Below are 15,308 nucleotides of genomic sequence, written 5' to 3'. Positions count from 1 at the left end.
TCATGGCTGGGGCGGGGACGCCTAGCCATGACGGAGTCACAACGACGGCGCCGGCGGCGAAGCCGCGCGGCGATCGTCCTATTGCTGTCCTCGACGCTGACCGTGACGAGCCTGGGCGGGCAGGCGCTCGCCATCCCCGGCCCGGGCATGAGCCGCGAGCAGGAGAACGCGCAGGTCGACCTGCCGGACCTGCCCGAGGCCACGGAGGCCGACGGGGACTCGACCGCCGAGAAGGCGCTGACCCTGGCGCCCGAGGTCCCGGTCGACCCGTACGACCCCAAGAACACCACCCCGTGGACGCAGGGAACGGGATCCGCCGACCTGAGCACGGTGCCGGCGGGTGAGACGGTTCCCGTCTCCAACGGTCTGCCGGTCGCCCTCGGAGTTCCCCAGGGAACGGACCCGGCTGCCCTCGCCGGCCAGTGGACCGTCGACCTCACCGCCCCCCAGACGTCCCAGGACGCGGGCGTCTCCGGCCTGATCATGAAGGTCACGCCGCCGGCGACGGTCGACCCGGCCGCGCAGGTCTCGCTGAGCGTCGACACGACGGCGTTCGCCGACCTCTACGGACCGCAGGCCGCCGACCGCTTCGGTCTGGTCCTGCTGCCCGAATGCGTCATCTCCTCCCCCGACACCGGCGACTGCGCCGTCGAAGAGGGCGTGGAGACCATGGCGGGCAAGGACGACACCGAGTCGTTCGAGCGGCTGCGCAGCTCGGTCCAGGTCGTGGCTCCGAAGGACGCCCCCACCAGGACCACCGCGGCGAAGAACGCCAAGGCGCGCAAGATCCTCACCGGCTCCGTTCCGGTCGCCGACCTCCTCGGCGGAGAGACCGGCTCGACGGTCTCCGGCGCCTCGGCCCGCACCGCGGCGTTCTCCGCCGCGGACGCCTCGGGCTCGCAGGTCATCGGCGCGATGGACACCGGCTCGTCCGTGCAGGGTGACTTCACCGCGTCCCCGCTGCTGTCGTCGGGTTCGTGGTCGGCGGGTTCCTCGTCGGGTGCCTTCACGTACTCGTACCAGGTGCAGAGCCCGGAGACCGCCGGCGGTCTGATGCCGAAGGTCGCGCTGTCCTACTCCTCGCAGTCCGTGGACGGCCGTACCTCGTCGACGAACAACCAGGCGTCGTGGATCGGTGACGGCTGGGACTACAACGCGGGCTCCATCACGCGTACGTATGTCAACTGCCGTCAGGACTCCAAGAAGGCCGGCTCCAACAACGCCACGCACCGCACCGCGGACCTCTGCTACGGCTCGGAGAACGCCACCCTCTCGCTCGGCGGCATGACCACCGAGCTGGTCTGGGACGAGTCCAAGGGCAAGTGGTTCACCGGCAACGGCGACGGCTCCAAGATCGAGCGGGTCAAGGACACCTCCACCGACCCGCGTTCCGGCATGAAGGACGCGGACGGCGAGTACTGGGTCGTCACCACCAAGGACGGCACGAAGTACCACTTCGGCCTGAACAAGCTCCCGGGCTGGTCGGACAACGGCACCGCCGCCGACGACCCGTACACCGACTCCGTCCTCGCGACGCCGGTCTACGGCAACCACGCCGGTGAGCCCTGCTACAAGGCCGGTGACTGGGCCCACTCCTACTGCAACCAGGCCTGGCGCTGGAACCTCGACTACGTCGAGGACGTCCACGGCAACGCGATGTCGCTGTGGTGGAAGCGCGACAGCAACTACTACGCGCGCAACTTCAACTTCAAGTCCCCGGTGGAGTACCACCGTGACGGCTACCTGTCCCACATCTACTACGGACAGCGCAAGGACACGATCTTCTCCGCCACCGCGCCCGCGCGGATCGGTTTCGAGGTCAAGGAACGCTGCTACGACGTCGGTACGGTGACCTGCACCGACACCAACTTCAAGTCGAAGAATCCGGGCGACTACCGGATCTGGTTCGACACCCCGGCCGACCTTCGCTGCGAGTCGGGGAAGAAGTGCTGGAACGCCGGACCGACGTTCTGGACCCGTAAGCGCCTGGACAAGATCACCACCTCCGCCCAGCGCCGCACCGACACCACCGCCCGCCAGGTCGTCGACGAGTACCAGCTCAACCAGAGCTTCGCGGAGCTGAAGACCGGCCCCAACACGGCACTGTGGCTGGAATCGATCCAGCGCACCGGCTACGCCCGCAACGGCTCCACCGACGCGTCCGTCAAGCTGAACTCGGTCCGCTTCGAGTCCAACAGCGACGACATGCCCAACCGCGTCCTCGCGGTCAACCCGCAGCGCCCGGGCTTCTCCCGCCTGCGCATCGCGCGTGTGATCAACGAGTACGGCGGCGAGACGGTCGTCAAGTACAAGCCGATCACCGGCAAGTGCCTCTCCGGCGGCCTGCCCGGCAAGACCGACACCGCAGCGCTGAAGGCCAACACGGAGCTGTGCTACCCGTCGTTCTGGAACCCCGACCCCGAGGTCGAGGACATCGACTGGTTCCACAAGTACGTCGTCGCCTCCATCGAGGAACTCCCCAACATCGAGGGGTCCTTCGGCACGAAGACGGCCTACGAGTACAAGAACGCCGGCTGGAAGTTCGCCGACGGCGAGTTCACCAAGAAGTCGACCCGCACGTACTCGCAGTTCGCCGGCTTCGAGCAGACCACCGTCCTGACCGGCCCGGACAAGGCCGCCGAGGACAACGGCAACGAGGGCGAAGGCATCGCCGGCCTCGACAGCCCGCGCACCAAGGCCGTCACCCGCTACTTCCGCGGCATGGGCGACACCGTCTCGGTCAAGGACATCACCGGCACCGAGATCGCCAAGGACAAGGAGCCCTTCGCCGGCCGCGTCGCCGAAGAGCTCACCTACACCAACGCGACCGACGCCGACTCCAACTGGCTGACGCGCAGCATCACCAAGCTGGAAGCGACCGAACTCGCCAAGCGCGACCGCGACGACGGCTTGGATCCGCTGAAGGCCTGGCGGGTCACGGAGCCGGAGGAGATCGCGTACACGAAGTCCTCGGGCACGAACACGGACGACCCGCGCACGCTGCGCGAAGTCCGTACGAACACCACCTACGACGCCACGTACGGCCTGCCGACGCAGGTGGAGTCGCTCGGTGACACGGGCAAGACCGGCGACGAGTCCTGCACCAAGCTGGAGTACCTGCACCAGACCGACAAGAACCTCATCGGCTTGTCCAAGCAGGTCCTGAACTCGCCCACGACGTGCGCGAACGCCAACTGGGCGGACCTCACCACCCTGAGCGGCGCCACCCGGACGGCCTTCGATGGCACCGCCTACGGCACCGCTCTCGGCACCTCGACCCGCGGCCTTGCCACCGAGTCCTGGTCGCTGAAGGGCGACGGCACCGGCTTCCAGACCAACGGCACCACTGGTTTCGACGCCATCGGCCGTGTCACTCGGCAGACCGACCCGGACCAGAAGTCCTCGACGATCACCTTCGACCCGCCCACGGGGCAGGTCTTCAAGGTCACCCAGACCAACCCCCTCGGCCACAGCCAGGTCCAGGAGCTGGAGCCGGGTCGCGCGGTCAGCCTCAAGACGACCGACGCCAACGGAAACGTCAGCGAGGCGAAGTACGACCCGCTGGGCCGTCTCGACCAGGCATGGGGGCCGGGCCGCGCCACCACGACCGTGCCGGACTTCCGTGCCGTCTACACCATCCCGGCCGAGGAGACCGACCCGACCGACGCCAACCTCAAGATCCGCAAGCCCCCGTTCGTCACCACGTACGCGCGGGGCTACGAGGACCGGATCGAAACGTCCGTCACGCTCTACGACGGTCTCGGCCGCGAGCGCCAGTCGCAGGAGGAGGCCGACGGAGGCGGTCACCTCATCACGGACACGCTCTACAACACCTCCGGCGAGGTCTTCCAGACCAACAACGCCTACCTGACCCAGGAGGCCAAGCCCGGCGAGCTGTTCGTCCCGCTCTCCGACACGGCCATCCCCAACATCACCCGCTACACCTATGACGGCCTCGGCCGCGTGGTGCAGGAAACCCCGTACATGAAGTACGTGGACCCCGTCACCAAGGAGTCCTCCTCCAAGGCGTACGAGGACCGCGCCACCAAGTACGAGTACGGCTCCGACTGGTCGAAGGTCATCAACCCGCAGGGCGCCTCGTCCTACCGGGTCTACACCGACGCCCTCGGCCGCACCTCGCGCACGGACACGTTCAACCCGGCGGCTCCCGGCGGCATCACCTCGACGAGCTACCAGTACGACACGCGCGGCCTGATGGTGAAGGCCACCAAGTCGGCTGACCCGACCCGCCCGTGGACGTGGACCTACGACCACCGCGGCCGGATGGAGACCTCCACCGACCCGGACTCGGGGACGACTCGGACGACGTACGACCACCGTGACCGTCTGCTGACTACGACCACTGCCCGTCACACCGTCTGGAATGACTACGACGAGCTGTCGCGGCCGAAGCAGCAGCGCCTGAACGACGCCAACGGCACGCTCCTGGCCGACTTCACCTACGACACCGTCGCCGGCGGCAAGGGCATGCCCGCCACCGCCGTTCGCTACACCGACGGCCTGGCGTACACGCAGAAGGTCAACGGCTACACCAAGGACTACCAGCCGACGTCCACGACCCTGAGCCTGCCGCAGACCATCGCGGACACCTGGGGCCTGGCGAAGGACTACACCTACGGCTACTCCTACTCGGACACCGGTGCGCTGGAGGAGGCGCAGCTTCCGGCGGCAGGCAAGTTCGCCGCCGAGAAGCTGGTCGTCCGCTACAACAAGGAGGGTCTGCCGCTCTCGATCTCGGGCAAGGACTGGTACGGCGCGGAGACGGTGTACTCCCCGTACGGCCAGGTCCTCCGTTCGACGCTGGGTGCGCAGCCGTACCGGGTGTGGACGCAGAACTCGTTCGACGAGGGCAGCGGTGAGCTGAAGGACCAGCTGGTCTTCCGTGAGAAGTCGGGCACGGGCGCGGACACCTCGGTCGTCGGTGGCAACCTGGTCTCGAACCGGTCGTACACCTACGACCCGGCGGGCAACGTCACCTCGATCCGCGAGCAGTCGGTGGGGATCGAGGAGCGTCAGTGCTTCAGCTACGACCCGCTGGGTCAGCTGAAGACGGCCTGGACCTCGAAGGACCAGACCGGCTGCACCGCCCCGAAGAACGCCGACGGCAGCCTGAACGTGGCCGCCGGCAAGGACAGCTCCGGCTACTGGCAGGAGTACGAGTACGACCTGCTCGGCAACCGCAAGAAGCTGAGCGAGAAGGACCTGACCGGCGACACCACCAAGGACGCCGTCACCGACTACACCTACGGCAAGGCCGACGGCTCCCAGCCGCGGACGCTGACCAAGGTGTCGAAGGCGTACAAGACGCCTGCCGGTGCCGCGGTCAAGGCCGAGGCCGAGCGTCTCTATGAGCTCACGGGCGAGACGAAGTCCGTCACCTCGCTCCAGAACGGTGACAAGCAGGACCTCACTTGGACGTATGACGGTCAGGTCGACCGGATCACCGGGCAGGGCAGCGCCGGCAAGACGCCGTACGTGGGTCTGGGCCAGAAGTGCCTGGACCTGAAGTCGGGTCTGCCGGTGGCGGGTCAGCCGATTCAGCTGTACGGCTGCAACGCGACCGCGGCGCAGAACTTCCGATTCACCCCGAGTCCGGCGCAGAGTGACCCGAACCTGGGCACCCTGGCCGTCGCGGACAACTGGTGCTTCCAGCCGGCGGCCAACACAGCCGGCTCCGCGGTTCAGGTGCAGAAGTGCAACGGTTCGGCTGCCCAGCAGCTGAAGCGGAGCACCGCCGGCCAGCTCACCCACGTGGCCTCCGGGCTGTGTGTGGCGGTGCAGGGTGCGGCGAACGTCAGCGGCACCGCGATCGTCCTGGCCACCTGTGACAGTGCGTCCGCCGCCCAGCTGTGGGCGCCGCAGAACGACACCCGTCACATCTACGGCCCCGACGGCAGCCGTCTGCTGACGATCCAGGGCAAGCAGGCCACCCTGCACCTGGGCGAGGCCGAGGTGACCGTCCAGCAGGGCGGAATCCTGGTCAACACCCAGCGCACCTACTCCGCCCCCGGCGGAGCGGTCATGCGCTACGCCTACGGCACCGGCTCGGAGACCCTGGTCGCCCAGACCATGGATCACCAGGGCAGTGCGTATGCGGAGGTCGCTCTCTACGGCGGCATGTCGGTCCGCATCCGCAAGCAGGACGCGTTCGGCAACGAGCGCGGCACGGCTGTCGCCAACCTGCAGGATCACAAGGGCTTCCTCGGTAAGACCCGCGACGACGCCTCCGGCTACACGCCCTTGGGTGCCCGTCTGTACGACCCGGTGGTCGGACGCTTCCTGTCCGCCGACCCGGTGCTCGACCTGAACGATCCCCTGCAGTCCAACGGGTACGCGTACGCCCACAACAACCCGGTCACCTACTCCGACCCGACCGGTCTGTCCATCTCCCTGACCGCCTCGGAGCAAGCGGCGGCCCTCGCGGGCGCGGGCTTGTCCGCGGCACAGGTCGCTCAGGCACAGGCGATGCAGGGCAAGTCCCTCAGCTCGGTCATCCTCGCCATCGCGTGGGAGACGCTGAAGGACTTCATCGGCATCAACGACGCCATGGCCTGCTTCGGCGGCGACATGTGGTCCTGCGCCGGACTGATCCTGGACGCGATTCCGTGGGGCAAGATCGGCAAGATTCCCTCGGTTCTCAGGGCGATCGACCGCACGATCAACGCCATTCAGGCGTTCAAGGCAGCCAAGAAGGCCGCCGAGATCGTCCTCAAAGCAGCCAAGGCCGCGGAAGAAGCAGCCTTGAAGGCCAAAAAGTTGGCCATTGAGAAGGCCAAGAAGGAAGCCGCACAGAGAGCCAAAAAGAAGGCAGCCGAGCAGGCCAAGAGAACAGCCGACAAGGCAGCCGCCCAGGCAAAGAAGACCGGAAACGCAGTCCACAAGAAGGCCCAGTCCAAGGCCGCTCCCAAATCCTCCTCCGTGGGGGGCTCCGGCAAGGGCGGCGGCAAGGGCGGCGGCAAGGCCAACAGCTCCAAGCCTGGCGGCAGCTCCGGTGGCTCCTCCCGCGGTAAGGGCGGAAGCAGCGGCAGTGGGGGCGACGGTAAGGCCGACGGCGGCACCTGCAACAGCTTCGTCCCCGGCACGAACGTCCTCATGGCTGATGGCTCAACCAAGCCGATCGACAAGGTCAAGGCCGGCGACAAGGTCGTCGCCACGGACCCGAAGACCGGGGAGACCCGGATCGAGACCGTCACCGCCGAGATCAAGGGCCAGGGCCTCAAGCACCTCGTCAAGATCACGATCGACACCGACGGCAAGAAGGGCACGAAGACGGCCCAGGTCACCGCGACCGACGGCCACCCCTTCTGGGTCCCCGAACTCAACGACTGGGTCGACGCCACCGACCTCATAGCCGGTGAATGGCTCCGGACCAGCGCCGGCACCTACGTCCAGATCGCTGCGATCGAGCGCTGGACGGCGCAGGACGCCGTCGTCCACAACCTCACCGTCGGTAACGTCCACACCTACTATGTACTGGCAGGCGACTCCTCCGTCCTTTCTCACAATTCGCTTCCCTGTGAAGCGGATATGGAGGACGGCCTCAACCGGGCACACGAGGCGGCAAACAGCTTCGCCGAGCCCGGCGGAATGTCAGGACATCTCGTCCTCGCCGACGGTCAACGCTTCGACCTGTCGTCGGGTATAGCCCCGGGCGGAGGGTGCCGCAATTGCCTTCCGGGGCACGTGGCGCCTCCGGGCACGACGCCGGAGAACTTCCATCACCTGGAGAACCAGACCGCTGCCATCATGCGACGCAATCCCGGAGTGAATGCGACGCTCTACATCACCGGAACCTACGGTGCCTGCCAGCACTGCAGGGCGACCATCCGGACCATGCTCCCGCAAGGCGGGCGCATGCTGGTGATCTGGAGGAATGAAGCCGGTGCCATCAGGAACAGAATGTTCATTGGTGGCTGATAGATAGTGACGAAAAGGCTCCCACTCGGCACCCGCCCGGTGGGAGCTTTTTCGTCTCACCTGCCGTGACATAATGACAGGGTGATCGATCCCGCTGATATCGAATTGTCCGAATTCCTGACCCGCTGGCACGGTGCGCCACTGAGTTCCGAGCAACCGCTTCCAGCCGAGGCTTCCTGGCTTCCCGCCCCCCTTCGGGAGTGGCATGCCCTCGCGCTTCAATGGAAGAAGCTGCGTTCGGGCGCCAATCGCATGAGCGAGCCGTCCCGGATCCAAGTCGATCTAGGGAGGGCCGTGTTCATGACGGACGCAACTGGCGATTGGATCTGGGCCTTTGATTCGGAGAATCCTGATCTGGTGTACGAAGGGAGTCCGGGTGCCACGCTCGAGCGAGTCCCCGAGCGGCTTCCCGAGTTCCTGGTGCACCTCACCGTGACCGAAACAATCACGGTGTCCGAATCCAGCAGGATTGGCGACCAAGTACCTAATGAGGAGCTCCCCGGGATCCTTTCCCCCATGCAGGAGGTTGGCTTCGGCGAATGGCAGTGGCCACGCTCCGGCTATCGCACGTACATGAGTGACTCACTGATCGCGAGCGTCGGCCCTGCCGTGGATCCCATCTCCCCTTGGCTGAACAGGGATGGTTACTCATCGGTACGCATCGCTGGTGTCACACCATCGGCTCTCGGCTATCTGGATGCCGTTTCGACTGTGGAGTGGATCGAGGTCGAATTCGACGATGAATGGTGACATTCCCTGCGGCAGAAGCTGGTGAATCGGTGTCCCCCGCCGCGTCCGGCCGGGGAACCTTTCACGCCGTCGGGTCACGGCTACCGCACGGAGGCAGGGCCTCCGTGCGGTATCGCTCACCGGGTACCCGGCTCAGAACACCGAGACCCCGTACGCGCTCAGTGCCTCCGTGACCGGCTGGAAGAACGTCGTGCCGCCCGAGGAGCAGTTGCCGCTGCCGCCCGAGGTGAGGCCGATCGCGCGGCTGCCGGAGTAGAGCGGGCCGCCGGAGTCGCCGGGCTCGGCGCACACGTTCGTGCGGATCATGCCGTAGACGATGTCGCCGCCGCCGTAGTTGACCGTGGCGTTGAGGCCGGTCACCGAGCCGCTGTGGATGCCGGTGGTGGAGCCGCGGCGGGTCACCGACATGCCGACGGTGGCGTTGGCCGCGCTGGTGATGTCGACGCTGCCGACCGTGCCGGACTTGGTGACGGAGCTGTTGGTGTAGCGGACGATGCCGTAGTCGTTGTTCGGGAAGCTGGATCCCGACGTGGTGCCGAGCACGGTGGTGCGCCCGGAGTTGGAGTACCAGGTGCCGGCGCCGTCGGTGCAGTGCCCGGCGGTCAGGAAGTAGTAGTTGCCCGCGCCGTCGCGGACGTTGAAGCCGAGGGAGCAGCGCCAGCTGGTGGCGTAGATGGCGTCGCCGCCGGAGATCAGTTTGCTGAACGTGCCCGGGGTGCGCTCGACGCGGATCGCTCCGGCGTTGGCACCCGCCTGCTGCTTGATTCTGGCTATCTCGGCCTGCGACACGGTGGAGTCGGCCGTGACGACCAGCTTGTTGGTGGCCTGGTCGACGTGCCAGGCGGTTCCGGCCACGTCGGCGGTCAGTACGGCCTGGCCCGCGGCGGAGAGCTGGCTCGTGCTGAAGGTCTGGGTGGTGTCGGCGTTCGCGGTGGGGACGGCGAGTGCCGCCGCGGCGACGAGACCGGTGGTGACGGCGGCGAGACGGAGCCGCTTCGTGGCTCCGCGGGGGGTGGTGGGGGTGGTGCGCTTGATCCTCACTTCGCGTTCCTCCAGAGGGGAATCGGGGGCCCGCAGTGGGGTGTCGGGCCCGTGAGGCGCGGCCATGGGCCGGCGCTGTGGGGGAGTCTCGGCCCGCCCGGGGCGGCGCCGCAAGGGCGCCTTTCGGCCGTACGACGCTCAACTACCGGGCGGAGCAAGGGATGTGACGGACAGTTCAGTAGAGGCTGACCCTGTACTTGGCGAGGGCCTCGGGCACCGGCTGGTAGAAGGTGGTGCCGCCGGTGGAACAGTTTCCGCTGCCGCCGGAGGTGATGCCGAGGGCCTTGGTGCCGTCGTAGAGCGCTCCGCCGGAGTCGCCGGGCTCGGCGCACACGTTGGTCTGGATCATGCCGCGCACGGTGCCGCCGCCGGAGTAGTGCACGGTGGCGTCGAGGCCGGTGACGGTGCCGCTGCGGGTGCCGGTGGTGGAGCCGGAACGCTTGACGGACTCGCCGACGTAGGCGTCGGCCGCGGTGAAGCCGCCGGTGTGGCTGAGCCCGGCGTTGTCGTAGCGGACCAGGGCGTAGTCGTTGCCGGGGAAGCTGGATCCCACCGTGGGGCCGATCAGGGTGGACTGGGCGGAGTTGGCGTACCAGGTCTTCACGGCGTTGCCGCAGTGGCCTGCGGTGAGGAAGTAGTACGTGCTGCCGCTGCGTACGTTGAAGCCGAGGGAGCAGCGGTAGCCGCTGCCGTAGATGGCGTCTCCGGCGCCGAGCAGGGGCGTGAACACTCCGGGGGTGCGGGTGAAGGCGAGTGCCGTGGCGTCGGCTCCGGCGGCCCTGCGGATCCTGGCGATCGCGGCGTCGGTCACGGTGGAGTCGACGGTGACGACGACCCGGCCGGCGGCACGGTCGACGTGCCAGGCCGTGCCTCCGACGTCGGCGCCGAGGACGGCGGCGTCGGCACGGGAGAGTTGGGCGGCCGAGGCGGGGGCCGGGGTGGGGGCCGCCTGGGCGCCGGGCAGTGCGACGGCCGTGGCGGCCACGAGGCCGGTCACGACGGCGAGCAGTCGGGTGCGTCTGTTCCTCACTAATCCTCCTGGGAAAAGCGGAGGGGCCCGAGGGTGGCGGGCCCGTGAGGCGCCGTCAGAATGTGGTGTACCTGACATGCACCGCCAGTGATGGTGGCCTCCCGCGGCCGGGGACACAAGACCGCGCACGGGAAAAGGCGCCGGCGGCCGCGAGACCGCCGGCGCCCGGAGCGCCTGCCTGGGGCGAAGCCCCCTGGTCAGCCCCCGACCACCCGTCGCTCCCCCGCCGGCACGGCCGTGTCGAGGGTGTTTCCGGGCGGCGGGAAGGGGCAGATGAAGTGGTCCACGAAGGCGCACGGCGGCAGCAGGGCGCGGTTGAAGTCGACCGTCACCGAGCCGTCCTCCGCCGGGGCCTCCGGGCGCAGGAAGCGGAAGCGGTAGCTGTCCCGGCCGCTGGTGGCGTCGGCGAAGACCGCCCAGAGCGTGCCGTCGTCCTCGACCGCGACCTGGAGCGTGTGCTCGGCTCCGTGCAGGTCGAAGGAGAGGACGCCGGCGAGACCGAGGCCGCGCTCCTTGCCGTCCGCGTTCTCCACCCGCACGCTGCGGGCCGCCTCGTACGGCCGGTAGGTGCCCGGCACGACCCATCGTTCGTCGTACGGCGTCGCCTCGATGCCCTGGAAGGCGCGGCGCGCCGCGGACTCGGGGTCGAAGTCGCGTACCGCCCACAGGCCCTCGCGGCGCAGCACCACCAGGCGCCGCCCGGCCGACTCGACGCGGGACTCGTGGATCGGGGCGTGGTCGGCGGTGACCCGGACGCTGCCGATCAGGGGCTTCCCGTCGACGGTGATCGCGTCCTCGGCGTCGGCGGTCAGCAGCACCTCGTCGCCCTCTTCTCGCCACCGCCCGGGAACGGCCGGAATTCGACCCTCCGGGTGGTCGGAGAGCCAGTGGGTGCCGGTGAGGGAGAGCGGACCGTACGACGAGGAGACCGCCGCCGTGCGCTGCTCGTGCCAGTCCCGCCACTCCTGCGCCGCGTCCCGCGCGTCCTGGCGCGCGTCCTGCTGGGGATCCGTGCTCATGGTGTTCCACCCTTCCATACGGGCTCCGCGAGCCCGAGGTGCGACCGCAGCGTCGTGCCGGAGTACTCCGTACGGAACGCGCCGCGTTCCTGGAGGAGGGGGACGACACGGTCGACGAAGTCGTCGAGGCCGGTGGGGGTCAGGTGCGGGACGAGGATGAAGCCGTCCGCCGCGCCCGCGGCCACGAAGGACTCCAGGGCCGCGGCCACGGTCTGCGGGGACCCGACGAAGGACTGCCGGCCGGTGGACTCGACGACCGTCTGCCGGATCGAGAGTCCCTTGGCCTCGGACAACGCCCGCCACTTCGCGGCGACGGCGAGGGGGTCGGCGACCCGTACCCGGCCCTGCACGAGGGCGGAGTCCGGGTCGGGGTCGATCTCGGGGAGCGGCCCGTCGGGGTCGTACGCGGACAGGTCGCGGCCCCAGACCTGCTCCAGGGCGAGGATCGCGTTCTGCGGCGAGATCTGCTGCCGGCGGATCTCGGCCGCCTTCTCCTGGGCGTCGGCGTCGGTGTCGCCGAGGACGTAGGTCACGCCCGGCATGACCTTGAGGTCGTCTGGTCGCCTTCCGTGCCGGGCGAGCCGGCGGTGCACGTCGGCGCGGAAGGCCCGGCCCGCCTCCAGGGTGGAGTGCCGGGTGAAGATCACGTCGGCGGTGGCCGCGGCGAACTCGCGGCCCTCGTCGGAGTCCCCCGCCTGGATGACGACGGGGTGCCCCTGCGGGGAGCGGGGGACGGTGAACTCGCCCTCCACGGTGAACTGCGGGCCGCTGTGGGCGAACGGCTGCGCCACGCCGCCGGGGGTCCAGGAGTCCCACAGGGTGCGGGCCGCGGCGACGAACTCGGCGGCGCGGTGGTAGCGGTCGGCCCGGTCCAGATAGCCGCCGCGCCGGAAGTTCTCGCCGGTGAACGCGTCGGACGAGGTGACCACGTTCCAGGCCGCGCGCCCGCCGCTGAGGTGGTCGAGCGAGGCGAACCGCCGGGCCAGCTCGTACGGTTCGTTGAAGGTGGCGTTGACGGTGCCGGCCAGTCCGATCCGCTCGGTGACGGCCGCGAGCGCGTTGAGGACCGTGATCGACTCGGGGCGGCCGACCACGTCGAGGTCGTGGATGCGCCCGTTGTGCTCGCGCAGCCGCAGCCCCTCCGCCAGGAAGAAGAAGTCGAAGAGGCCGCGCTCCGCGGTCCGGGCCAGATGCTCGAAGGAGGAGAAGTCGATCTGCGAGCCGGAGCGGGGATCGGCCCAGACGGTCGTGGAGTTGACGCCCGGGAAGTGGGCGGCGAGGTGGAGGGGCTTCGTGCGGCGGTCGCCGCCCGCCGCGCTCACGCCGTCTCCCCGAGGCGGGCGTACCGGCTCGCGGGGCGGGCGAGCCCCAGGTGCTCGCGGAGCGTCGTGCCCGTGTACGAGGTGGGGAACAGGCCGCGGTCGGTGAGCAGCGGCACGGTCCCGCGTACGAAGCGCTCCAGGTCCCGCTCGGGCACGGCGGGCACGAGGTGGAAGCCGTCGACCGCGCCGCCGCCGTGCCAGCCGGCGATCAGCCCGGCGAGGGCCCCGTCCCCTCCTTCGTGGGTGTCGAAGTCGACCGTGAGCGAGAGCAGGACGCGCAGCTGCTGCGGGTCGCGGCCGTGGGCCCGGGCCTGTTCGTGGAGGGCGGAGCGCAGCGCGGCGGCCTCCTCGGCGGACGCGGCGCGGACGAGGGCGACGTCGGCGTACCGGGCGGCGGTGTCCCGGGCGGCCGGCCGGGTCGCGTCGACGACGGTCACCGGGTGGCCCTGCGGGGGCCGGGGCACGATCGAGGGGCCCTTCACGGAGAAGGCGGAGCCCTCGAAGTCGACGTAGTGCAGCTTGTCCCGGTCGACGAAGCGCCCTGTCGACACGTCGCGTATCTCGGCGTCGTCCTCCCAGCTGTCCCAGAGTCTGCGGGAGACGTCGGCGACCTCGCCCGCCTCGTGCCAGACGGCGCCGAGCGGGGCGGCCGGGCGGCGGCCGAAGAGCCGTGCCTCGGCGTCCCCGGTCGACACGCCGACCCGCCAGCCGGCCCGGCCGCGGCTGACCCAGTCGAGGGTGGCGACGGCGGCCTGGACGTGGAACGGCTCGGTGTGGGTGGTGGTGACGGTCGGGACGAGACCGATGCGGCTGGTCTCGGGGGCGACCCGGGCGAGGACGGCGAGGGCGTCGAGGCCCGGCCGGGTGAAGGAGTCGTCGAGGGTGACGAAGTCGAGCCTCCCCTCCTCGGCGAGCCGGGCGAGGGCCACCGGGCGGGTGGCGTCGGTGAAGGGGGTGGTGCCCACCCCGCCGCCGAGTTCGGCGGCGAGGTGGAGCGGTCGGATGGCGGGCATGCGGCCTCTTTCGGGGCGGTCGTGGCCGGTCGTTCCCGGGGGTGTCCGGTCGATCGGGCCGGACACCGGGAGCCCGGCAGGATCGGCACCCCCCGGATACGGGGGAGTCCGGGGTCAGTTCTTGGTACGGGGCAGGCCGGGCGGGTTGATCTCCGACTTCTTCACGGCCTCGCTGTTCAGACCCCACCGCTTGAGGACCTGGCCGTACGTGCCGTTCTCGACGATGTGGTCGAGCGCGGCGGCGTAGGCGGCGACGAGGCCGCTGTCCTTCTTGGTGGTGGCGGCGATCTTGCCCTGGATCGAGGCCCCGCCGCCCGAGAACTTCCCGATGACCTCGGTCTGTCCGGCGGAGGCCACGTGGTAGGCGGCGGTCGGGTTCGGGCCGAGGTAGGCGTCGATGCGGCCGGACTGGAGCGCCAGGTAGTAGTCGGAGACGTTCTGGAAGTACTTGATGTCGACGGGCTTGCGGCCGGCCTTCTCGTTCTCCTTCGACCAGTCGACGAGGATCTTCTCCTGGTTGGTGCCGGAGCCGACCGCGATCGTCTTCCCGGCGACGTCCTGCGGTCCCTTGACGGTCCAGCCGGAGCCCTTCTTCGCCTCGAAGGCGAGGTCGTCGAGGCGGTAGGTGGCGAAGTCGTACTTGTCCTTGCGCTCCTCGGTCACGGTGACGTTGGAGAAGACGCCGTCGAACTTGCCGCTGTCGAGGCCGACGAAGAGGTTCTCCCAGGACACGGCGTTGAACTCGGGCTTCAGGCCGAGGGTGTCGGCGACCAGGGTGGCGAGGTCGACCTCCACGCCGATCAGCGTCTTGTCGTCGGTGGCGTAGAAGGCGAGCGGGGGCGCGCTGCCGGTGGAGACGCCGAGGGCGAGGGTGCCGCGCTTGCGCACGGCTTCGGGGACCTGGGCCGCGATGGCGTCGACCTTGGCGGTGTGGATGCGCTTCTGGTCGGGGCCGAGGTTGATCCCGGCGTCCTGCTGCCCCTTGGGCCGGATCTCGTCGGTGGCGGCGTCGCTGGTGCCGCAGGCGGTGAGCAGACCGAGGGAGGTGAGGGCGGCGAGGGCGACGGCGAGCGGGCGGCGAAGGGACATGGTGCGGGCTCCTTGCTGACGGGGCGGGAAGGGAGAGGAGTCGATGGCCGGAGGTGGCCGGAGGTAGGCGGAGGTAGCCGGAGGTAGCCGGAGGTAGGCGGAGGTA

At 69.3% G+C, this 15,308-nt stretch carries 8 protein-coding genes; 2 read left to right on the top strand and 6 right to left on the bottom strand.

Annotated features, from left to right (window positions below):
- Positions 1 to 27 precede the first annotated feature (27 nt).
- Entirely contained in the window at positions 28 to 7,938 is a 7,911-nt protein-coding gene (locus ACE1OA_RS27540) for a ricin-type beta-trefoil lectin domain protein (protein ID WP_432753535.1), read from the top strand.
- A gap of 81 nt (positions 7,939 to 8,019) precedes the next feature.
- Positions 8,020 to 8,688 carry a hypothetical protein gene (locus ACE1OA_RS27535; protein ID WP_384874690.1) on the top strand — a complete coding sequence of 223 codons (669 nt, stop codon included), beginning with the start codon at positions 8,020 to 8,022 and terminating at the stop codon, positions 8,686 to 8,688.
- A gap of 132 nt (positions 8,689 to 8,820) precedes the next feature.
- Here ACE1OA_RS27535 and ACE1OA_RS27530 read toward each other — a convergent pair whose 3' ends face one another.
- The 6 genes from ACE1OA_RS27530 to ACE1OA_RS27505 form a co-directional block, all read right to left on the bottom strand.
- On the bottom strand, positions 8,821 to 9,729 hold the full coding sequence (locus tag ACE1OA_RS27530; protein ID WP_147977315.1) for a S1 family peptidase: 909 nt from the start codon (positions 9,727 to 9,729) through the stop codon (positions 8,821 to 8,823).
- Between the two features lie 175 nt (positions 9,730 to 9,904).
- Positions 9,905 to 10,759, bottom strand: a complete 855-nt coding sequence (locus ACE1OA_RS27525; protein WP_356603031.1) for a S1 family peptidase — start codon at positions 10,757 to 10,759, stop codon at positions 9,905 to 9,907.
- Between the two features lie 197 nt (positions 10,760 to 10,956).
- Positions 10,957 to 11,778, bottom strand: a complete 822-nt coding sequence (locus ACE1OA_RS27520; RefSeq protein ID WP_356780142.1) for a DUF1684 domain-containing protein — start codon at positions 11,776 to 11,778, stop codon at positions 10,957 to 10,959.
- On the bottom strand, positions 11,775 to 13,100 hold the full coding sequence (locus tag ACE1OA_RS27515; protein ID WP_356603027.1) for an NtaA/DmoA family FMN-dependent monooxygenase: 1,326 nt from the start codon (positions 13,098 to 13,100) through the stop codon (positions 11,775 to 11,777). The genes ACE1OA_RS27520 and ACE1OA_RS27515 overlap by 4 nt, the downstream gene beginning before the upstream one ends.
- A complete protein-coding gene (locus ACE1OA_RS27510; protein ID WP_432753534.1) occupies positions 13,097 to 14,113 on the bottom strand; it encodes an LLM class flavin-dependent oxidoreductase in 1,017 nt (338 codons plus the stop codon). The genes ACE1OA_RS27515 and ACE1OA_RS27510 overlap by 4 nt, the downstream gene beginning before the upstream one ends.
- A gap of 114 nt (positions 14,114 to 14,227) precedes the next feature.
- Complete coding sequence (locus ACE1OA_RS27505; RefSeq protein WP_356603024.1) at positions 14,228 to 15,202, bottom strand: ABC transporter substrate-binding protein; 975 nt, start codon at positions 15,200 to 15,202, stop codon at positions 14,228 to 14,230.
- Positions 15,203 to 15,308 lie beyond the last annotated feature (106 nt).

This window comes from Streptomyces sp. JL2001 (assembly GCF_050917515.1).
Lineage (GTDB): Bacteria > Actinomycetota > Actinomycetes > Streptomycetales > Streptomycetaceae > Streptomyces.
This window is presented reverse-complemented; position numbering and strand designations above follow the sequence as displayed.

Bases quoted from the DNA above. Each gene is read 5' to 3' on its own strand.
- ACE1OA_RS27540 (WP_432753535.1), top strand. From the start codon at position 28: ATGACGGAGTCACAACGACGGCGCCGGCGGCGAAGCCGCGCGGCGATC.
- ACE1OA_RS27520 (WP_356780142.1), bottom strand. From the start codon at position 11,778: ATGAGCACGGATCCCCAGCAGGACGCGCGCCAGGACGCGCGGGACGCG.
- ACE1OA_RS27510 (WP_432753534.1), bottom strand. From the start codon at position 14,113: ATGCCCGCCATCCGACCGCTCCACCTCGCCGCCGAACTCGGCGGCGGG.
- ACE1OA_RS27505 (WP_356603024.1), bottom strand. From the start codon at position 15,202: ATGTCCCTTCGCCGCCCGCTCGCCGTCGCCCTCGCCGCCCTCACCTCC.